This is a genomic window from Lysinibacillus sp. UBA6686, assembly GCF_002455205.1.
GTDB lineage: Bacteria > Bacillota > Bacilli > Bacillales_A > Planococcaceae > Lysinibacillus > Lysinibacillus pakistanensis.
Map to the genome: position 1 here is coordinate 1 of NZ_DKJS01000020.1, position 25,574 is coordinate 25,574.

The 25,574-nt window shown below is 37.3% G+C and carries 22 protein-coding genes and 1 pseudogene; 17 read left to right on the forward strand and 6 right to left on the reverse strand.

Annotated elements, in window-relative coordinates; translation table 11 throughout:
• Nucleotides 1-341: 341 nt before the first annotated feature.
• Nucleotides 342-1,244: a DMT family transporter gene (locus B2R82_RS05170; protein WP_286923857.1), complete on the reverse strand. Its 903-nt coding sequence runs from the start codon at nt 1,242-1,244 to the stop codon at nt 342-344.
• Nucleotides 1,245-1,376: 132 nt separating this feature from the next.
• Here B2R82_RS05170 and B2R82_RS05175 point away from each other — a divergent pair, with 132 nt between their 5' ends.
• The 4 genes from B2R82_RS05175 (at nt 1,377) to B2R82_RS05190 (ending at nt 4,304) form a co-directional block, all read left to right on the forward strand.
• Nucleotides 1,377-2,255: a LysR family transcriptional regulator gene (locus B2R82_RS05175; RefSeq protein ID WP_286923858.1), complete on the forward strand. Its 879-nt coding sequence runs from the start codon at nt 1,377-1,379 to the stop codon at nt 2,253-2,255.
• Nucleotides 2,256-2,350: 95 nt separating this feature from the next.
• Nucleotides 2,351-3,025: a phosphopantothenoylcysteine decarboxylase gene (locus tag B2R82_RS05180; RefSeq protein ID WP_286923859.1), complete on the forward strand. Its 675-nt coding sequence runs from the start codon at nt 2,351-2,353 to the stop codon at nt 3,023-3,025.
• Nucleotides 3,026-3,130: 105 nt separating this feature from the next.
• Nucleotides 3,131-3,724, forward strand: a complete 594-nt coding sequence (locus B2R82_RS05185; protein WP_286923860.1) for a TetR/AcrR family transcriptional regulator — start codon at nt 3,131-3,133, stop codon at nt 3,722-3,724.
• Nucleotides 3,725-4,148: 424 nt separating this feature from the next.
• The gene (locus tag B2R82_RS05190; RefSeq protein WP_283871794.1) at nt 4,149-4,304 is read left to right on the forward strand and encodes a YezD family protein; all 156 of its coding nucleotides are present in this window, start codon (nt 4,149-4,151) and stop codon (nt 4,302-4,304) included.
• 175 nt (nt 4,305-4,479) lie between these two features.
• Here B2R82_RS05190 and B2R82_RS05195 read toward each other — a convergent pair whose 3' ends face one another.
• Nucleotides 4,480-4,968, reverse strand: coding sequence for a flavin reductase family protein (locus B2R82_RS05195; protein WP_286923861.1), 489 nt, complete (start codon nt 4,966-4,968; stop codon nt 4,480-4,482).
• A 225-nt stretch (nt 4,969-5,193) separates the two neighbouring features.
• On the opposite strand from B2R82_RS05195, the gene B2R82_RS05200 reads away from it, so the two are divergent.
• Nucleotides 5,194-5,979, forward strand: coding sequence for a VOC family protein (locus tag B2R82_RS05200; RefSeq protein WP_286923862.1), 786 nt, complete (start codon nt 5,194-5,196; stop codon nt 5,977-5,979).
• Between the two features lie 48 nt (nt 5,980-6,027).
• On the opposite strand, the gene B2R82_RS05205 is transcribed toward B2R82_RS05200, so the two are convergent.
• Nucleotides 6,028-6,228: a cold-shock protein gene (locus B2R82_RS05205; RefSeq protein WP_004269397.1), complete on the reverse strand. Its 201-nt coding sequence runs from the start codon at nt 6,226-6,228 to the stop codon at nt 6,028-6,030.
• A gap of 206 nt (nt 6,229-6,434) precedes the next feature.
• On the opposite strand from B2R82_RS05205, the gene B2R82_RS05210 reads away from it, so the two are divergent.
• Entirely contained in the window at nt 6,435-8,114 is a 1,680-nt protein-coding gene (locus B2R82_RS05210) for a formate--tetrahydrofolate ligase (protein WP_286923865.1), read from the forward strand.
• A gap of 243 nt (nt 8,115-8,357) precedes the next feature.
• Nucleotides 8,358-8,558 carry a hypothetical protein gene (locus B2R82_RS05215; protein ID WP_286923866.1) on the forward strand — a complete coding sequence of 67 codons (201 nt, stop codon included), beginning with the start codon at nt 8,358-8,360 and terminating at the stop codon, nt 8,556-8,558.
• 164 nt (nt 8,559-8,722) lie between these two features.
• Here B2R82_RS05215 and B2R82_RS05220 read toward each other — a convergent pair whose 3' ends face one another.
• Nucleotides 8,723-8,956, reverse strand: a complete 234-nt coding sequence (locus B2R82_RS05220; RefSeq protein ID WP_283871798.1) for a hypothetical protein — start codon at nt 8,954-8,956, stop codon at nt 8,723-8,725.
• Between the two features lie 311 nt (nt 8,957-9,267).
• Here B2R82_RS05220 and B2R82_RS05225 point away from each other — a divergent pair, with 311 nt between their 5' ends.
• The 10 genes and pseudogenes from B2R82_RS05225 (at nt 9,268) to B2R82_RS05270 (ending at nt 23,423) form a co-directional block, all read left to right on the forward strand.
• The gene (locus tag B2R82_RS05225) at nt 9,268-11,304 is read left to right on the forward strand and encodes a hydantoinase/oxoprolinase family protein (RefSeq protein ID WP_286923867.1); all 2,037 of its coding nucleotides are present in this window, start codon (nt 9,268-9,270) and stop codon (nt 11,302-11,304) included.
• Nucleotides 11,305-11,307: 3 nt separating this feature from the next.
• A complete protein-coding gene (locus B2R82_RS05230) occupies nt 11,308-12,987 on the forward strand; it encodes a hydantoinase B/oxoprolinase family protein (protein ID WP_286923868.1) in 1,680 nt (559 codons plus the stop codon).
• A 16-nt stretch (nt 12,988-13,003) separates the two neighbouring features.
• A complete protein-coding gene (locus tag B2R82_RS05235; RefSeq protein WP_286923869.1) occupies nt 13,004-13,756 on the forward strand; it encodes an IclR family transcriptional regulator in 753 nt (250 codons plus the stop codon).
• A gap of 22 nt (nt 13,757-13,778) precedes the next feature.
• On the forward strand, nt 13,779-15,353 hold the full coding sequence (locus tag B2R82_RS05240) for an OPT/YSL family transporter (protein WP_286923870.1): 1,575 nt from the start codon (nt 13,779-13,781) through the stop codon (nt 15,351-15,353).
• 16 nt (nt 15,354-15,369) lie between these two features.
• A complete protein-coding gene (locus tag B2R82_RS05245; RefSeq protein WP_286923871.1) occupies nt 15,370-16,413 on the forward strand; it encodes a DUF917 family protein in 1,044 nt (347 codons plus the stop codon).
• A gap of 749 nt (nt 16,414-17,162) precedes the next feature.
• On the forward strand, nt 17,163-17,777 hold the full coding sequence (locus tag B2R82_RS05250; protein ID WP_286923877.1) for an HD domain-containing protein: 615 nt from the start codon (nt 17,163-17,165) through the stop codon (nt 17,775-17,777).
• Nucleotides 17,778-18,210: 433 nt separating this feature from the next.
• Nucleotides 18,211-20,097, forward strand: coding sequence for an ABC-F family ATP-binding cassette domain-containing protein (locus B2R82_RS05255; RefSeq protein WP_286923872.1), 1,887 nt, complete (start codon nt 18,211-18,213; stop codon nt 20,095-20,097).
• A gap of 13 nt (nt 20,098-20,110) precedes the next feature.
• Nucleotides 20,111-21,238 (forward strand): conserved virulence factor C family protein, encoded by a 1,128-nt coding sequence (locus B2R82_RS05260; RefSeq protein WP_286923873.1) that lies wholly within the window; start codon nt 20,111-20,113, stop codon nt 21,236-21,238.
• Nucleotides 21,239-21,644: 406 nt separating this feature from the next.
• Nucleotides 21,645-22,600 (forward strand): annotated as a pseudogene (locus B2R82_RS05265) (P1 family peptidase).
• A gap of 124 nt (nt 22,601-22,724) precedes the next feature.
• Nucleotides 22,725-23,423, forward strand: a complete 699-nt coding sequence (locus B2R82_RS05270; protein WP_286923874.1) for a hypothetical protein — start codon at nt 22,725-22,727, stop codon at nt 23,421-23,423.
• 133 nt (nt 23,424-23,556) lie between these two features.
• Here the strand turns inward: B2R82_RS05270 and B2R82_RS05275 are convergent, their stop codons facing one another.
• Nucleotides 23,557-24,531: a carbohydrate kinase family protein gene (locus tag B2R82_RS05275; protein ID WP_286923875.1), complete on the reverse strand. Its 975-nt coding sequence runs from the start codon at nt 24,529-24,531 to the stop codon at nt 23,557-23,559.
• Nucleotides 24,532-24,549: 18 nt separating this feature from the next.
• Nucleotides 24,550-25,434, reverse strand: coding sequence for a DMT family transporter (locus tag B2R82_RS05280; protein ID WP_286923876.1), 885 nt, complete (start codon nt 25,432-25,434; stop codon nt 24,550-24,552).
• Nucleotides 25,435-25,574: the final 140 nt, after the last annotated feature.

A 25,574-nucleotide genomic window follows, 5' to 3' on the forward strand; every position in this document is an offset into this window, starting at 1 on the left:
CACTCAGTCGGAACGGAGATCAGCCCTTCGTTTTGAAAAAGTTGCTCACTTTTTAATTTGTCACCTTGATTTCATTGAGATAATAGTATTTCAACAACATGAAAAGACAGTGTGTAGAACGCTCTGTCTTTTTACATAAAAATCTCTTATGCAGGGGTTATTTTGTCGAATACAAAAGGAAATTTTTGTTTTGAGGGTAGGATTGCTAAATTGAATGACCATCATTACTAGCTTTTCTGTGGGCGAGTAACGAACCGCCTTCAGTGCAGAAAAATCGGTTCAATTTCACTATAAAGCAATGCTTTGACATGAAAAAGACAGCGTGTAGAGCACACTGTCTTTTATTCGTGTATCGCTTTTTCATGTTGATGCTTTCTAAGAAAACGTAGCACATGAAGATGCTCTAACTGTGCAAAAAGGTTTCCAATTAGAATAAAGCTACCACCGATTATTAATTTTAACGTCAATCCTTCCCCGATAAACATCATTGCGAACATCGCTGCAAAAATCGGTTCTAAGGAAAATATTAGACCTGTATGTGTAGCAGATGTATACTGTTGTGCAACAGTTTGCCCTACAAAGCAAAATGCACTACAGATGACGCCAAGTCCTATAATAGCAATCCATGAGCTAGACGAATTTGGAAGTGTAGGTGTTTCCAATAAGAAGGTTAAAACAAGTGCATATAATCCAGCAAAACCAAGTTGGTAAATTCCATAAGAAATGGATTCAACATTTCTTGTAAAAGAGCTATTTAACAGTAGATAAATTGAATAGCATAGTGCAGCGATAGCCACTAAAATATCACCTTTTTGAAAAGAAAAGGAGCCATTTGCGGTTAAAACAGTAATGCCAATCATTGTACATACAATAGCAAAACTTACAGCTCTAGAAGGTAATTTTTTCTCGATAAAACTACTAAAGATAGGCACTAAAACAACCGTTAAACTTAAAATAAAGCCAGCATTTGAGGCAGAAGTTGATTCAAGACCGAATAAGCTAAGAGCGAACACAATGAATAACAGTAACCCTTGAATAGCTGCATATTTAAATGTTTTTACATCGACTTTTATCATACGTTTATAAAAGATGATGCCTGCTACGACAAAAGCAATGATACAACGTAATGCCACTACATTATAAACCGCCAATGTCTCTAGACCCATCACCATAAAGGTATAGGACAATCCCCAAAACATTGTCACAATTACCATTAATAAATTTGCTTTTCCTTGGATACTCATTATGTTCACCTGCAATCTGTGTACTAAAACAGTTTTTATACTAAAAATTACTATATATCTTGTATTGTGATTAGTAAAACGAATGTTTATAATGATTAGGATTAAAATAATTCATGTATAAAGAGGATTACGATGAGTTTAGTTAAATATGAGATTTTAACAAAGGTTGCGGAGGTGGCAAGCTTTACAAAAGCTGCAGATGCATTAGGATTAACGCAATCCGCAGTAAGTCACGCCGTTTCTAGTTTAGAAAAGGAATTCGGTTTTGCGCTCATTCATAGAAGTCGAGCTGGTGTTACATTAACAAGTGAGGGAGATACTATGCTAAGGGCTATGAGACATGTTCTCGATGCACAAGAGTTGCTACAGCAGGAAGCGGCACATATACTTGGCGTTACTCGTGGTAAAGTACGAATAGGTGTTATTTCAAGTATCTCCTCCAATTGGATGCCAGAAATTATTCGAATTATGGACAATCAATTTCCAGGGATACAAGTTGAATTGCGTGAGGGAGACTATTATGAGATTGAACAATGGCTACTAAGTGGAGAGGTGGAGGTAGGATTTTTAAATGGGCAAAAATCAGAACAATTTCTATTTACAGAACTTCAGCAGGATCCACTGTTATGTATCGTCTCTGATAAAAGCCCATTATTCAATAAGACAGTAATTGATATTATTGAACTAGAGGATATGCCCTTTATCATGACTTCTTACAAAGGAACAAATGATGTAAAAGTCATTTTGGAGCAATATCATGTGAAGCCAAATATTCGCTTTGAACTATCAGAAGAAGTAGGGATTATTTCGATGATCTCCCACCATCTCGGTATCAGTATTTTACCAAAGCTAGTGATAAATACATTACCGCCTACTTTAAAAGCAATTCCTTTAAAGCAAGGTGGATATCGTACAATTGGTATCGCAATGAAGCATCATGCATCTCCTGTTACAAAGAAATTTGCAGAAATTTTAAGTACCTGGCTTCAAGAGCAAAATAATCATGCATAATTGTTGAGTAAGAGAACAAGAAAAACGGCATTGATGCATCTCCTAGCATTACGTTAAAATAGTATTTGTAGATTTTTAAGAAAATGGGTGAGTGTATGGGGACATTACAAGGGAAAACCGTACTCATTACAAGTGGGGGAACACTTGAAAAATGGGATCATGTACGAGGGCATACAAATTTATCTAGAGGAACAATGGGCTGTTATTTAGCAGAGGCAGCACTAGCTGCTGGCGCACGGGTTCTATATATGCATGGTTATTTTGCACAGCTCCCAGCAAATAAAGATAAAATGCGTACAATCAGATTTGAGGGCATCGAGGATTTAGGCGAGAAGATTCGTCATGCAGTGCAGGAAGAACAGATAGATATTGTAATTATGGCTGCAGCTGGTTCTGACTGGGTCATTGACAAGGTGTATGATCAATCAGGTAATTTAATGAAGGAAGCAGGTAAAATGCCATCTGATGAGCCACCTATTATTCACTTTAAAAAAGCGCCAAAGATACTAGGACAAATAAAAGGTTGGCAGCCCAATGTGACTTTAGTGGGCTTTAAGCTTGAAGCAACAGATGATGAGGAGTTTTTAGTATCAAGGGCCAGACTACGAATGCAAACAGCCAATGCTCAATTTATGGTAGCAAATAGCTCTCAATCATTATATGGTGAACAAGAACCGCATTGGATTGTTCCAGCAGAAGGTCAACCAATCAAGATGATAGGTAAGGCACAAGCGGCCAAGGCATTAATGGAATGCTTACAACAAGACTAATCGTTAAGCTGTGTAGATATTCAAAACTCTACATGGCTTTTTCTTGTTTTACAAAGTAATATAATTTATTATTCACTTAACGGTCGGTAAAAACGGAGGGATATCATGGGGAATCGAGAACAAACCTTTAATAAAATTCTAGAAGTTGCATATGTCATGTTTGCGGAAAAGGGATTCGAAAAATCAAGCTTAGCAATGATTGCAGCAGAAGTAGGTATATCAAAACCAGCAATTTACTATTATTTTCAATCCAAAGATCAATTAATAGCCTATTTATTTGAGGAAATCTGTAAAGAAATTAAACTTGAAATTACCTTTGACTTCAAGGGTATTTCAAAAAGTAATCTAAAGGCAAAGCTCTTAGAATATGGGTATAGTTCAATTGAAGAACAAAAGAAGGATCCATATTTTAATAAAATATTTAATCAATATATGCTGTTAGCATCTCGTGATGAAAGCTATATGAAAAGATTATATGATTTACAAACTACCTTTTTAGCGAGTTTTTATGAATTATTGAAATATGCTGTACAAATTAAAGCTATCCATGATGTAAATATTGAAGCAAAAGCACATGTACTCGCAATGGTTTACGATAATATTGGAAATTTCATGCTTACTGGTAGCACGTTAAATTACAAAGACATTTGGAAGGAGGCTGTTGAAAATGTCATTGGGGAGATTAATGATGAAGAATAAGATTCCCAAACGGATTCCCAAATATAAGTCCTTTTCTTTATTGTGCGCTCCATCTAACTAAACGATACTACGATGGAGAAATAATGCAGGTTGAGGATCATAGGATATATATTGCGGCAAAAGAAAGAACAGGAAATACATGAATAGAAGCTCACTTTTTACAGAAGATACACCCTTTTTTTAAATAACAAAGTATTCTTCTAGGTTTTGTAATATTTATATTGACATTAGGTTTTCAGAATTATAGAATTATTTCCAAGAAACGTAATACTTTTAACTAGAGAGATAGAGGGACTTGGCCTCATGAAGCCTTGATTGCCAACATTGTAGGTGCCAAATCCAATAGAAGGGAATAAGGGGCTATCAATCAGTTTGATGCGTAGGCTTCTTTTGTACAAAAGAATGAAAAGAAGGGGTGTATCGTATGGCTCAGCAAGCAAAGGTAGATGACAAAAAAATAGAAGCAATTGCCAAAGCAATTCAAAATTTAGAATTTGGTGAAGTGCAAATTACGATTCAGGATGGTGTCATCGTTCAAATTAACAGACTCGAAAAGCAAAGATTTCCACAGAAAAAATAACGTATGATGGGGAGATACTATATCGGAATGCTTTTCATCCAAACTCCCTGAATAACTTGAGCTTATAAGAAGTTGACTTAATGGATTGTTGAGGAAAAGGTGGACTTAAAAAGTGATACAAAAAAACAGGATGACGTTGAATCATCCTGTTTTTTTTGCATTATTTCAAAATCATCTATTCATAAAAGCTTTTTGGAATTTGACCGATATGTCTTCGATGATAGAGTAGAGGCTCTATTTGAGTAGCATCAATTTCAAGGACTTGCCCAATAAATACGGTATGATCACCTGCGTCAATTTGCTGAAATGTTTTACATTGTAATATGGCCGCTGTATCATGCAAAATCGGTAGAGCGTGATTGGAAGTTGACCACTTTACCTGTGCGAAACGATCTGGAATTTTACTTGAAAATAGTGTACATAAATGTTCCTGATTACTTGCAAGAATATTGACCGCAAATTTTTGGGTAGCTGTAAAATATGGATGGAGCTGCGATTTTTTATCAAGTGACCATAAAATTAGGAGTGGATCTATAGAAACAGATGCAAAGGAATTTACAGTTAGACCAATTGGTTCATTTTTATCATTACAAGCAGTGACAACTGTAACACCTGTAGGATAATTCCCTAATGCTAGTTTAAAAGCGGCTATTTTGTCTGACATTCTAATCACCTCTTGATATTTTATCTCTTTTAAGAATTAACGCCTCATTATTAAGTGAATATACCATTAATTATTAGAAATGAAAAACCTTTTCGATGAGCATTAAAAAATAGTAATCATAAAATAGAGTGAATTCGTAACTATTTGAATTTTTTTAATATTAATTTAAACCAACAAAACTAACAGGTAAAGTATATAATGAAAGAGAAAAAAGGGGGTTTAGATATGACTTTGTATTTTGATCATTTGGTTCATCAAGTTCAATCACCAGAGAATTCAAGGGTTTTTTTAAACAAACGTAATATCCATACAGTGAACGGGGGCCAACACACAATGTGGGGGACATATAATACGTTAAGCTATTTTGGATTAAACTATATTGAGCAAATTGCTATCTATGATCGTGATCTATTTGAACAGGCAGCAAAATTGCCATATTCCTTACATTATACGTTTAAGAATGACAAAGAGCGCTATGGTTTTTCAAGAATTGCATTACGAACTAACAATATTGAAGAACAAGGGGCAAGGTTACATGCAATGGGGCTAGAAGTTTACGGACCTGATGCCTGTAGCAGAACGCGTCCAGACGGCTCTGTCGTAGAATGGAAGCTATTACACTTTGGGAAACCAGGGCTGCCGATTGATTTTCCATTTTTGATAGAGTGGGCTAAAGAGGATGAGAAGCGATATTTGCAGCTAAAGGAAAGTGGAGCGATTGATACGAATCATACTATAACGATGGAGTCTGTTCAATTTTTTGTGAAGGATGTACAGACTACGGTTGCATTATGGCAGGAAGTGTTAGAATTACCCGAGCCTCAGCATCATGCTCAATTTACATCCTTACAATTGCCCAATATTCGTTTGGATTTTTATGAGAAAGCCGCTGCAAGTACAATGACACTAGGTCATTTAAAAGAGGGTCCATTTGGGGTAACACTTAAAGATCCAAATAGAACAAAGGAAACGCTTATTTTTCCAGCTGCATTTTATTGGGTAAATCGTTGACTTGGAATATAAAAAGGAGCTGTTCAGTAGAAGAACAGCTCCTTATGCTTATAATTTCACAACATTTGATGCCTGTGGTCCTCGATTGCCTTCTACCACATCAAATGAAACTTTTTGACCTTCTTCAAGTGTACGGAAGCCTTCCTCTTGGATCCCCGTAAAATGTACAAATACATCTTCTCCATCATCACATTCAATAAAGCCATAACCCTTTTCATTATTGAACCACTTTACGATTCCCTGTTGCATAAGCATTCGCCTCCAATGCGCTTGAATGTAAAACTCATCAATTAAGTCTGACACGAGAAAATGTGAAAAAATGCATTTTCATTAAGAACATACATGAATTGAACAAAGTTGTCAATTGATTGTCGAATTGCTAGCATAACTAATTATGTTTTCTTTCACAATAAAGTCTATAATGAAATTGAACAACATAGAAAGTAGGATGCCAAATGACAACGAAAAATCAACCATTAACAGATTTAGAAATCGCGAGTCAAGCGGTTATGAAGCCTATTACGGATATTGCGAAAACAGCAGGTATTCCAGAGGATGCCCTTGAGCAGTATGGACGCTACAAGGCAAAAATTGATCCATTAAAAATTACAGCACACGGTGAGGATGCAAAGGTAGTTTTAGTAACAGCGATTAGTCCTACCCCAGCAGGTGAAGGAAAGTCAACTGTAACCGTAGGACTAGCGGATGCCCTCCATCAGTTAAATAAAAATGTAGTCGTGGCTTTACGTGAGCCATCCCTAGGTCCAGTAATGGGGGTAAAGGGCGGCGCAACTGGTGGTGGATATGCACAGGTTGTACCGATGGAAGATATTAATTTACATTTTACTGGTGACCTTCATGCGATTACAACTGCCAACAATGCATTATCAGCCTTTATAGATAATCATATCCATCAAGGCAATGTGTTAAACATTGATCCACGTCGTATCATTTGGAAGCGTGTGATGGATTTAAATGATCGAACACTGCGAAAAGTAGTCGTTGGCCTAGGTGGTCCTGTTCAAGGGATGCCGCGTGAGGATGGCTTTGACATTACAGTTGCTTCAGAAATTATGGCTGTCTTTTGTTTAGCGACAAGCATAGAAGATTTACGTGAGCGTTTAGCAAGTATTGTGATTGGCTACACATTTGAACGTGAGCCTGTATTTGTACGTGATTTGCAAGTAGAGGGTGCCTTAACACTATTATTAAAAGATGCCTTTAAACCAAACTTAGTGCAAACGCTTGAGGGCACACCTGCAATTATACATGGTGGACCATTTGCTAATATTGCACACGGCTGTAACTCGATTATGGCGACACAAACTGCTCGTAAGTTAGCGGATATAGTAATTACAGAAGCTGGATTCGGCTCTGATTTAGGTGCTGAGAAATTCATGAACATTAAAGCTCGTAAAGCTGGTTTTAAACCAAGTGCTGTTGTTATTGTAGCAACGATTCGAGCTTTAAAAATGCATGGCGGTGTTGCGAAAACAGCGCTTGTAGGGGAAAATGTTGCTGCCCTACTACAAGGAATCGAAAATTTAGCGAAACATGTTGAGACAATTCGTACATTTGGCGTTGAACCGATTATCGCATTAAATCGATTTATTACAGACACAGAAGCGGAGTTAGAGGCAGTACTAAATTGGTGTAAAATGAATCATGTGCGCATTGCTCGTACAAATGTCTGGGAAGAGGGCGGAAAAGGCGGTCTTGCCCTAGCTGAACAAGTACTAGCTGTTTTAGATGAAGAAAACAACTTCTCCCCTTTATACGATGTAACAGAATCCATCGAAGAAAAAGTTCGTACCATCGTACAAAAGGTATATGGCGGGAAAGATGTACAATTTACCGACCAAGCGAAAAAACAAATCGCCCAGATTGAAAAATTTGGCTGGGATGTGCTACCGGTTTGTATGGCAAAAACGCAATATTCATTATCCGATCAACCAAATTTACTAGGCCGTCCAGAAGGCTTCACGGTTACAATTCGTGAGGTTATTCCAAAGCTAGGTGCAGGCTTTTTAGTTTGCTTAACGGGTGACATTATGACAATGCCAGGCTTACCAAAAGCACCAGCTGCATTGCGTATGGATGTGGATAATGAGGGCCATGCAATAGGGTTGTTCTAGATAATATAAAATGTTAAAGCTGCTCCTTTTACTAATAGGAACAGCTTTCATGTTGTTGAAATACNNTATTATGTCAATGAAATCAAGGTGATAAATTAAAAAGTATAGCTCTTTTTCTAGACGAGGGGTTGATCTCCGTTTTGACTGAGTGCTTTCCTAGGAGCGTCTGAAGCGGCATGGGCACCTGAATGGATTTTTGATATATATCCATTTGGCAATGGAAATTCAGAATGGTATTTCAGTATGGAAATAAGGCATATGGATATTCTGATGATTGTAGTATTCTTAATAGGTGTTGCAGTTTATGCAGTTTTATTTACAATTTGGGCAACGATTAATGCGTACCATCAAAAAAGATTAACTATTGGGTGGATACTGATATTTGCTTTATTAAATGTTGTTGGCTACTGGATCTATAAATTTAGTAGGGAAAAGGCTATTTGATATTTATTAAAAAACAGGAAGAATTGTAGGCAATTTTGGTTTTTGTCTTTAATATTGATTTATTAACTAAAATGCCCTAAAAATTGTTTGGTTGTACATCATAGCATATAAAGATACAAAAAAGCTGCTCCATTTAAGTTAGGAAGGGCAGCTTTTACTATTTCTCAAAAGTTCAAAGGTAAATAGGTACCATATCGAATAAGTAAGAAACTAGTTAGCCATAAAAAAATGGCTATTCGAATGAGCATATACATTGTAAATTCAAAGACAGAAAGCTTTCTTTCTCGCTTTAATTTTTTAAAAAGTCTTACAGAAAACAGGGAACATAGAAGAAGTACGGCCATAGATAATTCATAAACGTTCTCTAACAAGCTTATATTTTCTAAAAGGCTTTTCATATATAATCATCCTCTCCTAAAAAGGATATGAGCAGTTTAAACTTATTATGAAGTTAAGGACTTTGGTGTATAACCAGGGTCTTTTTTCTTTTATTACCGATTAAGGCAATTTTATGTAATGTAATATTTGGTGCTTTTTATAAATAACTACCCAACATTGGTAAGAAAAAGTGGAATTTTACTATAAATTTAATTGTCAAACGAATTTTTATTTAAAAAATACATTGAATTTTCTTTCTCTTTTACATATAATTTATTTAATTCTTAATTGGAACACTGTTCCGATAATAGGAACACGGAGGGATGAAGACTTGAAAATCGCAACAGATATTGGTGGTACTTTTACCGACCTAGTTTATACAGATGAGAAGGGAAATCTTCATTTTGACAAGGGACATACAACTCCAGGTCATTTTGAGGATGGTATTTTAAATGTATTAGGGCGACATGTGACGGAAGATTCACTGATTGAGTCATTTATTCATGGTTCAACAGTCATTATTAATACATTAACGGAAAGAAAAGGGGGCGTAGTTGGGTTAATTACAACGAAAGGCTTCCGTGATGTATTGGAGATTGCTCGTGGTAATCGTCCAGACTTATATAATTTTAAGTATAAAAAACCTGAACCTTTTGTAGAGCGGTACTTGCGGCAAGAAATTGATGAGCGCATCGATTATAAAGGAAATGTTATGAAAGCGCTTAATACCAAGGAAGTTAGTGATATTGTTCGCAAATTTAAGGAATTGGGTGTAGAGGCTATTGCCATTTCATTGATTCATGGCTATAAAAACCCAATTCATGAATTACAGCTAAAGGAAGAAATTGAAAAGCTTTGGCCAGAGGTGTATATCACACTTTCAAGCGAAACGATTAAAGAATATCGGGAATACGAAAGAACAAATACAACTGTTTTAAATTCATATGTTAAGCCAATTGCACATGCTTATTTAAAAAACTTAAAAGAAAAATTAAGCACGATCGGAATAACAGATCATTTGAAAATTATGCAATCAAATGGAGGCACGACAAGCTTTGATAAAGCGATGGAATTACCAATTAATCTCGTTGAATCTGGTCCAGTAGCAGGTATGTTTGGTGCTGCCAAGCTAGGGGAGCTTTTAAATGAGTCAAATATCATTGCCTTTGATGTAGGCGGAACAACAGCAAAATGTTCACTTATTACAGAAGGAAAGGTAAATGTTACAACAGATTACTATATTGAAAGAAATGAAAAATTTGCTGGTTATCCGATTAAAACACCTGTTGTTGATATTGTTGAAATCGGTAATGGTGGTGGTTCCATCGCACGTGTCGATCAATTTGGCTCCTTAAAGGTTGGTCCAGATTCTGCGGGTGCAAATCCAGGACCAGTTGCGTATGGCTTAGGCAATACACAGCCAACAATTACAGATGCAAATGTCTATTTAGGCAGATTATCATTAGAAAACTTCGATAATCCAGTGTCTATTGACAAAGTAGAGGAGGCACTAACTGAAGCAATCGCAAAGCCGTTTAATGTGACAGCAGAAGAAGCTGCGCAAGGGATTTTAGATATTGCCAACTCTAATATGCTAAATGCGCTCAAGCTAATTTCTATTCGTAAAGGCTATGACCCCGAAGATTTTACAATGGTTGCCTTTGGCGGTGGGGGTCCACTACATGCGATTAATTTAGCGCAGGAATTGGGCATGAAGAAAGTCATTATACCGTATGGCTCATCGGTCTTTTCAGCACTAGGGATGATGATGACAGAATACCGACAAGATTATATTCAAACATGTTTAATGAATTTTGATCATCATCATCTAGCTGTTATTCAAAAAAATATTGATGAAGCAATTGAAAATGCTTATGCCGAAGCACCTTTATCAAACGAACATTATTATTTCGAGATAAATTACGATTTGCGCTATAAAGGTCAGGAGCATGCCGTTAAATTAAATGCATCAAATATTGCGCTTCATGAAAAAGAGCTAAGTCAATTAGCGAAAGCATTCCATGTCAAACATAAACAGGAGTTCTCTTTTGATTTACCAGAGACGCCAATAGAGCTAGTGAATTTACATCTCACAATTTATGGGAAAGATGAAGCGGTCCAGTTTAAGGAGTTAGATTTCTCACATATTGACGCTTCTACTTGTATAAAAGCAACAAGAAAGTTATATGTCAAGGAAGCAGGCTGGGTAGAGGTAAATGTCTACGATCAACAAAAATTAGTACCTGGTTATGTGATTGCTGGTCCTGCTATTGTAGAAAGTCCTACATCTACAGTTGTGATAAATGAAAAACAATCTATTGGAATAGATAAATACGGCAATCTAATTGTAGAGATGGAGGGGAAATAAAACATGAAAAAAGATGTTTTTGCTATAGAAATTATTCAGGATTCATTGCTGGCTATTGGCGATGAAATGTTTGTTGCATTAGCTCGTTCATCCATGAGTCCCGTTATCTATGAAGTGTTAGATTATGCCTGTGGTCTAACGGATGCCAAGGGTAATTTGATTAGCCAAGGTAATGGGGTGACAAGCTTTATTGGGATGCTAAGTCCAATGGTTCAACGTGTCATTGAAAAATATGATAATGGAAAAAAATTAAACGAAGGAGATGTCATCATTATTAATGATCCTTATGTTGGTGGAGGGTCGCATTTATCGGATGTAGGATTGGTTTTACCGATTTTCTACAATGGAGAAATTATTGCTTATTCTGCAAATAAAGCACATTGGACTGAAGTAGGGGGAATGGACCCTGGCTCATTTACAAGTAATTCGAACGAAATCTATCAGGAAGGTCTCCAATTACCAGGGGTGAAGCTTTATCAAAAGGGCGAGCTCAATGAAGGTATATATGAAATTATTTCTACGAATGTTCGTTTACCAGAGCTATCCATTGGCGATATGTTTGCACAGGTAGCAGCCTTAAAAACAGGTGAAAAACGAATTGCAGAGCTTTGTCAGAAATTTGGTGCTGAATCTGTGAAGCTGTCCATTCAAAAATTATTGGACAAGGGTGAAAAAATTGTAGAGCTTGAGCTTCGGCATTTACCAAAGGGTGAATTTTATGCGGAGGACTTTATTGAAGGTGATCCATTAAAAGGTGGACCTTATCCAATAAAAGTGAAAGTAACGATTAGTGATGAAGAATTTATCTGTGACTTTAGAGGCTCACATCCTGCTGTGAATGTGCCAGTCAACTGCTCACAATTCGGCTTAATGGCTAGTGTTCGTGTCATGTTCTTAGCATTACTTGGCGATATTGATGTGATTAACGAGGGAGTCTTTAAACGTTTGACTATTTTAACGGATGAAAATTCCATTGTCTCGGCTAAACGCCCACACCCAGTATCCATGAACTTTGAGGCACGTATTGGAGCGGCAGATTTAATTTGGAAGGCTCTTGCGCCATATTTACCAGAGAGATTATCAGCAGGACATTTGCAGTCGGTTTGCACATTTATTTTAACAGGTAAAAATCCTGAAAATAATGAGTCCTTCTTAATCGTTGAACCTTCAGTAGGTGGTTGGGGAGCGTCAAATGATGAGGATGGTCAAAGCGGGCAATATTGTATGGGAGATGGAGAAACGTATAATCTTCCTGTTGAAATTGCGGAGACAAAATATGGTATTCAAATTGATGAATATAGCTTAAATTGCGATGGGGCTGGTGCTGGGCAATTTAGAGGCGGCTTAGGTGTACGCCGAGTTTATACCGTTAATCATGATGGTCAAAAGGTTTCTGTCAATTTAGGTAGACATCAATTTGCACCATTTGGCTTAAATGATGGCGAGGAAGGCTCACATAACTATCTCATTATTCATAAAAAAGATGGTACAAAGGTGGGGCCAGTAGGAGTACTCGCCAATTATGAATTACAAAAAGGAGATCGTATTGAGCTTGTCACAGCAACAGGGGGTGGCTATGGCAATCCAAAAGAGAGAAGTACGAAAGCGATTGAAAAAGATTTGGTAAATGGATATATTTCTTTAGAGGTAGCTAAAAAACGTTACGGTTACCAAAACGCATAAAAGGAGAAATATATAAATGACTGTCAAGACATTAAAAAACTCATTGGATATACTAGAATGCTTCGCAACTACAGAAAGCTCATTAGGTGTACGTGAAATTTCACGTATGACAAAATTGCATACTAGTGTTGTGCAAAGAACAATCAATACATTTACAGAAGCAGGGTATTTATTACAGGATGAAGCAACGAAAAAATATAAATTAGGTTATAAAATGTTTATATTTCATGATGCGCTCTCCAATACAAGTGACCCGCATTTTACAATTTATGAATTGATGCAAAGTCTTGCGAGTGAAATCAATGAATCCGTATTTCTAACTTATATGGATAATGAGTATGGTGTTACAGCAAAAATTGCTGAAAGTAATAAAAATATAAAGTATGCGGTGTCATTAGGTACAAAAACACCACTTTATATCGGTGCTTCCTGTAAAGTTATGTTTGCCTATTTAGACGAAGAAAGACAGCTTGAATTATTAGCCTATTTTCATGAAAAGCAGTCTGATGAGGAACATAAAAAACTTCTTGCTAATTTACAAGAGGAACTGCAAGCCATACGACAAAACAATTGGTGTGTTACTGTAGGGGAGTATAATGAACATGCTTTTGGTATAAGTGTACCATTATTCAATCATAAGAAAGAAATCATAGCATCTTTGACGATTTCTGGATTAGTATATGACATTGACGAACAAAGGGAGAAATACATGCTTGAACAGTTAGTGAAAATTGCTCATCAAATTCAATCTCACATATCTAAACTATAACAACAATAGGGGAGCTGACACTATGAATAATAAAGTATTACATCCGCGGGCTTTAGAGCCTGTAACTCTACTAATGATTGTCTTAACATCTGTCGTAGGGGCAATTATTGGGATACAGCTGATTACGACTTTAGGAATTTCTGCTAATACATCCATCATCGGGGCTATATTTGCGATGATTTTAGGAAGAATTCCAATTGGTAAGCTAATTGCTTTCAAATCCGTGCATAGACAAAATATTATACAAACGGCGATATCATCGGCTACTTTTAGTGCAGCGAGTAGCCTAATGTTACCAATCGGTATTCCGTATGTTTTAGGCTATGAAAATTTAGTATTGCCTTTGTTTATTGGTGTTATTTTAGCGATGTTTGTGGATGCTTTATTATTATATAAATTTTTTGATACAAAGATTTTCCCAGCAACAGGTACTTGGCCACCAGGGATTGCAACAGCTGAAGCCATTAAAGCTGGCGATAAAGGCGGTAAAAATGCAAAGGTATTAATTGGTGGGGTGTTAATCGGTATTGTGGGGTCTGTTCTTAAAATTCCAATGTCAGCTTTTGGGGTAGCGTTTATCGGAAATATTTGGGCGCTTACAATGTTTGGAATTGGTCTTTTATTAAGAGGATATTCTGTCCAATTATTTAATGTCGATTTAAATGAATATTATATTCCACATGGCATTATGATTGGAGCGGGCATTGTAGCCCTTTTCCAGGTTGCTTTTACTTTACTAAGTAAAAGAGCGACTGAAAAGTCAGAAGAATTAATCTATTCGAAAGATCAAAAAGAAATTCGACAAGGCTTTGGTGTAGGCTTTATTGCTTATCTAGCGATTTCGTTATTAATCGCTTTATTGGGTGGTATTATTTCACATATGTCCTTTGGGATGTTAATTGGCTTTATTATTTTTGCAACAATTGCAGCATTTGTGCACGAGCTTATCGTTGGGATTGCTGCGATGCATGCAGGCTGGTTCCCAGCATTCGCAGTAGCGTTTATTACGCTAATTGTCGGTATATTAATTGGATTCCCAGCACCCGCTCTTGCTTTGTTAGCTGGCTATAGTGCGGCAACAGGGGTAGCATTTGCTGATATGGGCTATGACTTGAAAACAGGATTTATTTTACGCGGAAACGGCAGTGATCCTGCATTAGAAAAAGAAGGGCGTAAACAGCAAATGATTGCAGGTATGCTAGCCTTTTCAATTTCTGCAGTTGTTGTTTTACTATCGTATCAATCTTATTTTGCGCAGGATTTAGTAGCACCTGTCAATCATGTATATGCAGCTACCATCCAATCAGGAGTGACTGGAGACGTAGCGAAGCAGCTATTGCTATGGGCGATTCCAGGGGCATTGATTCAATTTATTGGTGGCTCAAAGAGACAAATGGGTATTCTGTTTGCAACCGGTTTATTACTTATCAATCCTATAGCTGGTTGGGCTGTATTAGTCGGTATTTTACTTCGTGTTATTTTCACTTCTGTAACGAAGGGTAAGAGAGAGTCTGAAATGACCGTCTTTGCAGCAGGTGTTATAGCTGGAGACGCTTTATATAGCTTCTTCTCTTCCATTCTTAAGATAGGAAAATAGAAAGGAGTATGAGCAAATGGTAAAAGTGTTAACGTATGAAGATGGCATAGCCGCTGTTTATGGGGGTGCAATCCTCGGAGGCGGCGGTGGTGGCCTCCTAGAGGAAGGGTTAAAGTTAGTGGAGGAGATTTTCGCTGCTGGAAAACCTCAGCTTATCGATATAACGGCATTAAATCATGAAGATTTAGTAGCCTGCGTAGCAATGGTTGGAGCACCTTCAGCGGAAGAACAATATGTATCCAATAAACAGCTATGCTGGAGTTATCAACAAATGAATGCGTATATGGATCATCGACTAAAAGGAATTATTACAAATGAAAATGGTGCCATCACGACAATTAATGGCTGGCTACAATCGGTATTGTTAAATGTACCAGTCGTTGATGCTCCCTGTAATGGACGAGCCCACCCGACTGGCATTATGGGTTCCTTAAGTCTACATGAGCAACTAGATTATCAATCGGTTCAATTTTATGCCGGTGGGAAAAAGAATTACGCTATTCAAGGATTTGCTGAAGGAAACTTACAAAACACAGCAAAAACAGTTCGTCATGCTTCTATTTTAGCTGGAGGATTGGTAGCGGTGACTCGTAATCCAGTAACAATTGGGTATTTGAAGGAGCACGGTGCACCAAAAGCAATATCTGCCGCTATTGAGCTCGGATATAGCTTCCTAAAAGGGCGAACAATAGAGGAAAAGTTAAAAAATATTATTCATTTATTAAAAGGTAAGCATATCGTATCTGGAAAAGTGAAGGATTTTTCCCTCTTAAAGGAAAATGGCTTTGACGTTGGTAGTTTAACGGTTGAGGATGTTAAATTAACTTTCTGGAATGAATATATGACATTATCAAAGGCAGGAATGATCCAATCGAGATTTCCAGATTTAATGATGACATTTGATATTGAAAGGATGGTACCAGTACCAAGTGCTAGCATTAAAGAAGGTATGCATATAGCTGTTATTCAAGTTGATCAAAGCCATTTATATTTAAGCTCAACAATGAAAAATGCCGAGCTGCTACAGGAAATTGACAGGATTATTGGTAAGGTTCTATAAAAATGTAGGAAATATCGGACGGAAATCTAATAAATAAAAGCTGCCATCATCTACATGTAAGTGAGATGGGCAGCTTTTATTGTCCCTTCAGCGGGTGGGTATAACTGTACATAAAAATTGTTCCTACTTCCTTCATAGCATAATACTTCTTCTATGGCTTAAATGTAACTCGAAAAAATTTACCTACATAAATTATCTTTTATTGTTCACACAACTCTAATTAGCCAGCTATTTACATCATGTCAGCAAACGATTGTACACATTTTTCATTAAAGAGAGAAGCTACGTTCATTCTTATTCTGTATTGAATAAAAGAAGGTAACATCAATTAATGACAAAAATAATGTACACTTGCAACATATGAACTAAGCTTCATGGTCGTGGAAACAAGCCTAACAGATTGCTCACCTATTTCAATTTGTACAAACACTATGCGGGTTAAAACAAAGAATTTCTAAGGGAAAGTGTTCACTTTTATTTTTTTTCTTAGATGATTGGTAAATGTTTACATACATCATCTTGTAACACATTATTCAATTGTAAGCCCGCTGAAGTTAATCATTAATCTGTGAAGAACATAGTTACCGTACATTGAAATAGTGAGATACAGAACAAGAAAGTTGTTCTGTATATGTATCATATAATATTCTGAAAAATTAGTCAATTGAAACGTTTTGTTTATCTAAATTTTATTGCTGCAGAATATCACTTATCAGTATAATAGCAAAAGAAGGGACTGAGTGAAGAACATGAACGATTTGATGGATAAAGTACGAAGCATTTATGAGCAGTTTGATGCCAGCCATGATTTTCAGCATATTGAACGCGTTTACCAAAATGCTATGGACATTTTACATAGTGAGCCAGCAGCAGATGCGGAAGTCGTGAAAATTGCGGTGCTGCTGCATGATGTAAGTGATAAAAAGTATACCAATAATAAAGAGCAAGAAAATCAGCTAATTGCTGAGTTAGCATTAAGTGAAGATAAAAAGCTGCATATTAAAGATTGTATTGCTCAAGTATCATTTAATGGGGGGAATGAGCTTGAAGCAACAACTATTGAGGCAAAAATAGTACGAGATGCTGATCGCTTAGATGCCATTGGAGCTATTGGAATTGCACGTACATTTGCATATGGTGGTGCAAAGGGGCGAAAACTGTATGACACAGCAGAGCAAGCGCGAACAACTATGACGGAGGAAGAATATCGCACTAAAAATACATCCTCAGTCACACATTTCTACGAGAAGCTTTTATTCTTAAAGGATTTAATGACAACTGAAAAAGGCAAGCAAATGGCTAATGAGCGCCATCAGTTTATGGAAGGCTTTTTACAGCAGTTACAAAAGGAGATTGGCCAATAAAGTAAAGAGCGTTTAATCAGCGATTCTATTGCCTGAAACTATTCTGGATATTACAGGAAATGGAACACTCATATTCTATTTGCTTCGCATTTCCAAGTTCAAGCAGGTTTAGAATGATGAATCATGAAAAAGGCGTAGGTGTCGCATTAAAATTGCACACCTATGCCTTATTTTTTACAAATAGTTTTGGTTAAGCTGTATATCAAAATTTTGTACAGTCTCATGATGATAGAAGATGATTCGTGGAAAAAATTCCACCACCAGTGTCCCAAATTTTATAAAGAAAAATAGACAACGATCAATCAGCACACTCATGATAGACCTAAACCCTTCGATTTGTTGTTCTTTGTTTACCAGTCGTTTGGTGTTATGATTAATAATGGATATCAATAATACGTCTACATATTAAGCGTGAAAGAGATGGAATAGTGGAATGAGTCATTTAATTATACAAAATTTAACAAAAACAGTGGGCGATAAAACGCTCTTTCAAAATATTGAATTTACAATTTATGAGGGAGAGCGAGCTGGCTTAATTGGTATTAATGGAACGGGAAAATCCACTTTATTGTCCATAATAGCTGGGCAGATTGAGGCAGATTCAATGAATATTGATAGACCTAATAAATATCGGGTTGCTTATTTGCCACAAGACCCTACATTTGCTAGTGGAGAAACGGTTTTGCAGGCTGTGTTTGCAGGAGATTCCCCCATTTTAAAGTTAAATCGTGAATATGAGGAAACAGTAGCGGCTCTTGCTTCAAACCCTACCTCAGAAAATCTACAAAAAACGTTGTTTGGCTTGCAGCAGCGTATGGATGAGGAGCAAGCATGGGATGTCAATGCACTAGCAAAAACAGCACTAACGAAGCTTGGCATTGAGACATTTGATAAAGAAGTATTAACACTGTCAGGTGGTCAGCAAAAGCGGGTTGCTTTAGCGAAGGTGTTAATTGAGCCTGCAGATCTGTATTTATTGGATGAGCCTACTAACCATTTAGATGTACAATCGACGGAATGGTTGCAAGAAATGGTATTACGATTAAAAGGGGCCGTTATTTTTATTACCCATGATCGTTATTTTTTAGATGAATTATCTACGCATATTTACGAGCTAGCTGATCAAACGTTGTATCGTCATATAGGGAATTATGGGGACTATTTAGAGGCCCGTGCTATTCGTGAAGAAATGAGAGCAGCCTCTGCCCAAAAAGACCGCAATCGCTATCGCTCAGAATTGAAATGGATTCGTCGCGGCGCTAAAGCACGTTCAACAAAACAAAAGGCACGAATTCAACGATTTGAACAACTTGAAGAAAACCTAGAGCATAAAACTGAGGATGTTTCGTTAGAGATGGGGCTAGCTACTACACGACTTGGTCGAAAAGTATTAGAGGCTGAAAACATTTCAAAGGCATTTGGACAGCAAAAAATTCTTGAAAATTTTTCATTTATACTCCAACAAGGTGATCGTATCGGTATTATTGGTGCCAATGGGGTAGGAAAATCAACATTATTGAACATGCTAGCAGGTGAGCTGATACCGGATATAGGTGAGATTCTTGTTGGCTCAACAGTAAAGCTAGCACATTTCAAGCAGACGTTACCGAAAATGAATGAAAATGAGCGCATGATTGAATATATTCGTGAAGCCTCCAATGATATTACAGATGCAGAGGGGGTGCGTTACTCTGCAGCTCAAATGCTGGAGCGATTCTTATTCCCGCTCCATGCACATGGGACGCCAATCGGTAAATTATCTGGTGGGGAACGTAAACGCCTTCATTTATTACATTTATTAATGGAGCAGCCGAATGTTCTATTACTAGACGAGCCTACCAATGATTTGGATATAGAAACATTGGGCGTGCTGGAAGACTTTATTGAGCATTTCCCTGGTGTTGTAATCACTATTTCTCATGACCGTTTCTTCCTTGACCGAATTGCTAAAAAGCTTTGGATTTTAGATGGACAGGGTCAGGTAGAGGAGACACTGGATCTTTATAGTGAGTATTTGGCAAAACGTGAGCAGGAGGCTGCTGTAAAAGTAGAGTTGCCGAAGACAGAGAAACCTAAAACGGAAAAGCCAAAATCGGACAAGAAAAAGCTATCCTTTAAAGAGCAAAAAGAGTGGGAAACGATTGCAGACGATATTGAAAAAACAGAGGCTGCCATTATGGAAACTGAAGAAGGAATTGCGAATGCTGGCTCTGATTTCACGAAGCTACAGGAATTAACGGCAAAGCTAGATGAGCTTAATGCTCAGTATGAAAATTTGATTGAAAGATGGTCTTATTTAGAAGAAATTGTGAATGGATAAGGAGCGATTAGACATGAAGATTATAACAATTGAACCGACACCAAGCCCTAATTCAATGAAGATTGTCGTGGATACAGAATTACCATTTGGAAAAAGCTATAATTTTACAAAAGATAATAAAAATGAAGCAACTGGTGAAGCTGCAGCAATTTTGGCAATAGAAGGGGTCAAGGGCGTTTACCATGTGGCTGATTTTTTTGCAGTTGAACGAAATGCGAAATATGCATGGGAAGGTATTTTAGCAAGTATTCGTCAAGTTTTAGGGGAAGATAATGTACAAGAAGAAAACGAAATACATGCTACAAATGAATTTTATGGGGAAGTTTATGTCCATGTACAATTTTATAAGCAGGTGCCACTACAAGTAAAGGTATTTGATAATCAACGAGAGTATCGTGTAAGCTGTGGTGAACGCTTTGTGGAAGCTTTCAATAAAATTATTGAAACAGCAGACGATGAGAATTATATCTTCCAACGCAAGTGGATTGACTATGGTGTGCGTTATGGTGAGCTTGAGGAAATTGCAGAAGCGGTCAAACAGGAGATCGATGTCACTTATTCTTCAGAACGTATAGCAGAAATAGTTGTAGCCGTTAATGATGATGAAAAAACAGCTATAAAAACAGATAAGCGAAAAGTAACAGTTGAGCAGTTTATGCAACCAGAATGGGAGAAGCGTTTCCAGTTGCTCGACCAAATGGCTGACCCTGAGCTGGATGACTTACCTCTGCTTGATTTAGCTTTAGAGGATGAGCAGATGTCGATTCGACGATTGGCTACTGTATATTTAGGTATGGTTGAGGATGTAGCAGTTGTGCCGTATTTGGAAAAGGCATTACAGGATAAAAGTGCAGCCGTACGCCGAACAGCAGGGGATTGTATGAGTGACCTTGGATTTGTGGAGTTTGAAAACGCTATGCAGCATGCTTTACAAGATAAAAACAAGCTTGTTCGCTGGCGAGCAGCCATGTATTTATATGAGGTAGGTACTGAGCAATCTTTACCTGCATTAAAGGCTGCAGAAGACGATAAAGAGTTTGAGGTAAAGCTACAAGTGAAAATGGCGATTGCTCGAATCGAACAGGGCGAGGAAGCAAAAGGCTCTGTGTGGAAGCAAATGACTGAATCACGTCAACAATAACTATATGAACCAGCATCTATTTGAACGATTATTTGTTTAAATATGGTGTTGGTTTTTACTTTTGAAAATTAGAAGAGAGAGGAGCGGTCGAAAAGAAGGTGAAAACCCGTGAAAAAAGAGAGGAATTTGGTTAATAATTGCTTGTAAGATCATGTGTTACAAATCGAAGCAATGTTTTTCCGGAGCACTGATTATATCTTCAGCAAAGTTGTATGATATCATTGAATGAACTGGAAATATGAAAAGGATTTCATGTAATAATAGTGAGGTTATAGAAATTAACCCCATTTATCCTCCAGGACTTCTAGTGGAATGATGATTTCCTTAATTATCTTCTACGGCGAAAGAGAGTGTTTACATAAAATAATTCGAATATTTAGTTTTTTTGAAGTAGAGGTGACTATGGATGTTTGGAAATATTACAGATGTACCTGGCGTAAAGGTGGGACATGTAGAAAATAAGGAAGGAATAACAGGCTGTACAGCTATTTTAGTAGAGAATGGTGCAGTATGTGGTGTCGATGTAAGAGGCTCTGCTCCTGGCACCCGTGAAACAGATGCATTAGATCCAATCAATGAAATTGACCGTGTACACGCTATTAGCTTATCTGGTGGTAGTGCATTTGGGCTGGATGCAGCTACAGGAATCATGCAATATTTAGAGGAGCAGGATATTGGAGTGGATACAGGAGTTGCCAAAATACCTATTGTTCCAAGTGCAGTGCTATTTGATTTGTTTATTGGTAATCCTAAAACAAGACCGACTGCTGCAATGGGCTATGAAGCCGCTAAAAATGCTCGGGTTGGCTTTTTTTCAAATGGCAATACAGGTGCTGGGTATGGTGCCACTGTTGGGAAATTAGCAGGGCCTCAATTTTGCATGAAGGGAGGACTAGGTAGTGCTTCTATAGCTGGCAAAGATAATCTTGTTGTCGGTGCCATTGTTGCGGTAAATGCTGTTGGAGATANNCAAGAAAAACGCTAGCTGGCGCATGGAATAAGGAAAAAGCGGAGTGGATTGATTGTTGTGCATATTTAGAGGAGCATGTGCAATCTGAAGCATTGTCAGGTACAAATACGACTATTGGTGTAGTTGCGGTAAATGCCAGGCTTACGAAAGCAGAGGCAAAGAAAATTGCACAGCTCACTCAAAATGCTCTTGCCCGGACAATATACCCTGTTCATACCATGCTGGATGGTGATACGATTTTTGTACTAGGTACAGGAAATACAATCTATCCAGTTGACTATATAGGCTACTTAGCAACAAAAGTGATGGAGGATGCAATACTTACTGCTGTTAAGTCCGCTAAAAAATTGGCAGACGTCGAAAGCTATTCGAGCATTCCAAAAATGACATGAGGAAGGATTGGTGAAATGGTGTTGTAAAGTAAAAGGAAGTATAGGTAAGACCAAACAGCATCTTTATATTACGGTTGAGGTGCCCTTATACCAACTTCTTACTTATTTTGAAGGGGTGATGGTGATGAAAAAATGGTTAATGCTTAGTTTCCTCTTAATCTACTTAGCAGGATGTCAACCTTTTATAGGCGGTCAATCAGTAATTGACTGGGTAGATTTTATCCAATGGAACGATCATGATTATACTGGTGTTCTGAATAGTGAATTAGCTGATGCATCATTCATAGATAAAGAAATAGGGGAAGTTCGCTTTAAAGTGGCTGATAATGTTACAAATTCATCCTATCAATTAAAAGATGGAGATGCTGCGTTTCATGAAAAAGGGACAAAGCTTTATTCCATTAAAGGGGAAGACAATATCATCGCTGTCAAGGATAAAGCCGCTATAAATGGGTATCGTATATATTTTGCAATTGATAATTCAGAATACAAATGGCATTTTGAGGATGTATCTTTAGACCAAGTAAAAAAGATAGAGATATATAAATCAGCTACACCAGCGGGAAATCAGCAGATAGCTACAATTACTGAAAAAGCTAAAATGGAGAACCTTCTAGAAATCCTATCGAATAGTAATGACGCTCCGGAATTTCAACCGAATACAAGTGCTGGTGATCCAATAAGCTATCAGATTATCTTATATACAGATGAACCCACAGCCTATAAATACGGTGTTCACTATGACGGTAATACATATTTTTGGCATCCGTCAGACACGGCCATTTTATCAGAGGATATTCAACATTTTATGAGTGAAAAGTAGATGTTAGTCAAAACCTTAAAAAGCGCGAGAAATCAAAGTTTCTAAATTGATTTCTTGCGCTTTTGTAAACTAAAGAGGGTTAAATAATATTGAAGCAACACTATTTAGTAGCGTGTAGCATCCTCTTTTATAATTAAAAGAAGGCATTATAGTCAAATGCTAGTTCATGCTTTGTTAGATAAGAAGCGATAGCACCATGTTTTTCAGTGGAGGCTCCAGCATAATGATTAGCGAATATCAGGAGAGGCACTGCGTATTGCTCACAAAAATCGATTAGCTTTCCAACTGTTATCTGTTGACGAAGGAAAATGCTTAATACAGCGCCAATGAAGGCATCACCCGCTCCAGTTGTGTCAATCGTATGGACCATGTCAGCTGGTACTTTGACATGTAGCTTTCTAGTATAAAGACTTGCACCCTCTGCTCCACAAGTAATTATCACGATTTGTACTTTTCCTTGAAATAATGTTTGGACTGCTTGTTCTTCATCTTCGATCGCTGTTAAAAACAAAAGCTCCTCCTCGGACAGCTTTACAATATGGGCTTTTGGAATAAATTCTAAAATGGTTTGACGGCATGCCTTATCATCTTGCCATAATGACAAACGGACATTAGGATCAAATGACACAAGACTTTCTGCTTGATGTGCCTGCTCGATCAAGGCTATGTGTGTCTCTTTCATTGGGCTTTCCACTAGATTTACAGAACAAAAATGAAGAATATCCTCCGCTGTTAGTAGATTAGCAGGAAGCTGCTCTTTGCTGTAAAGTAAATCCGCTGCATGACGTCGATAAAATAAAAATTCGCGGTTTCCATCTTTCATCAGTGACACAAAAGCTAGACTTGTTTCACCCTCATTAGTTTGCATAATATAGTTTGTATCGACACCAGCCCGTCTTACTGTGTCCACAAGAAAATTTCCAAAGGCATCTTGACCTACTTGTGTGAGGAGGGCTGCCTCTTGCCCAAGTTTTGCACAAGCTGCTGCAACATTGGCAGGAGCCCCACCTGCATTTTTAGTAAAAAGCTCAACTTCAGTAGGGAGACTATCGTGTTCAGTAGGTGTAAAATCAATTAACAATTCACCAATGGTATAAAGCTTACCCATAAGAAACCTCCTCTAGGTTTAAGTTGACGTATGGGACACACGTTTTTTCTTTGGAACGTAGATGGTATAAAAAATCCCCCCAAAAATTAATAATATGCCCATTGTTTGCAGAAGGCTTGGCATAAAATCGAGCAATAACATATCAAGCAAGATAGCTACTACTGGGTCTACAAAAACTAATACAGAAACTAGAATTGTAGAAAGACTGCGAATGCTATCAAAGAATAAATAATAAACAAAGCCCGTGTGAATAAAACCAGTCCCTAAAATATATAGCCAATTTGTTGTCGTTAACCCATCGAACAGTGAAAAATCTATAAATGGTAGGAGGATAATAATTCCAACTGCTGTTTGAATATAGGTTAAAGCATAGGAACTAAGCTTTGTAATCGTTTTACTTGTTAGCATTGTAAACGCATAAAATATGGCAGACAATAATGCCCAAATAAAGCCTGATTTCATAAATTCGGATAGAGATAGAAAATTATTTAAGCCGATAATGAACATACTTCCTATAAAACATGTGATTGTTGCAAGGAGTGCCTGGATGGTCATTTTTTCTTTTAAAAATAACGCGCCAAAAATTAAGACAAAAATCGGTGCTAAATTATAGATAGAAATCGCAATGGAAATCGACATTTCTTCAAAAGCCTTAAACAAAAATACCCAATTTAAGACGATAAAGACGCCACAAATAAGTGTTCGCACTATTTCTTTTTTATCCCATATCTCTGTTTTATGTCCACCAGTGATGAGCCATAGTCCTCCCAGAAAGAGGGTAGCGCAAATACATCTGATAAATACTAGCTCGGTCGCAGGCACGCCAGTATGAACAGTAAAAAATCCGATAGAGCCAAAAAGTGCCATTGAAACAGTTAATTTTATAATCGCAGAAATGTTCATACAAAACCTTCTTTCTAAAATTTTTATAATGATGTTGTTAACTTTTGATGAAGGTGGGCAGGGTTAGTTTCTCTTCATTTTAAAGTTCAGTCTGAGCGAATCCCTTGGTCAAGGGAAGATGGTCTTCTGTCAAGAAAGTG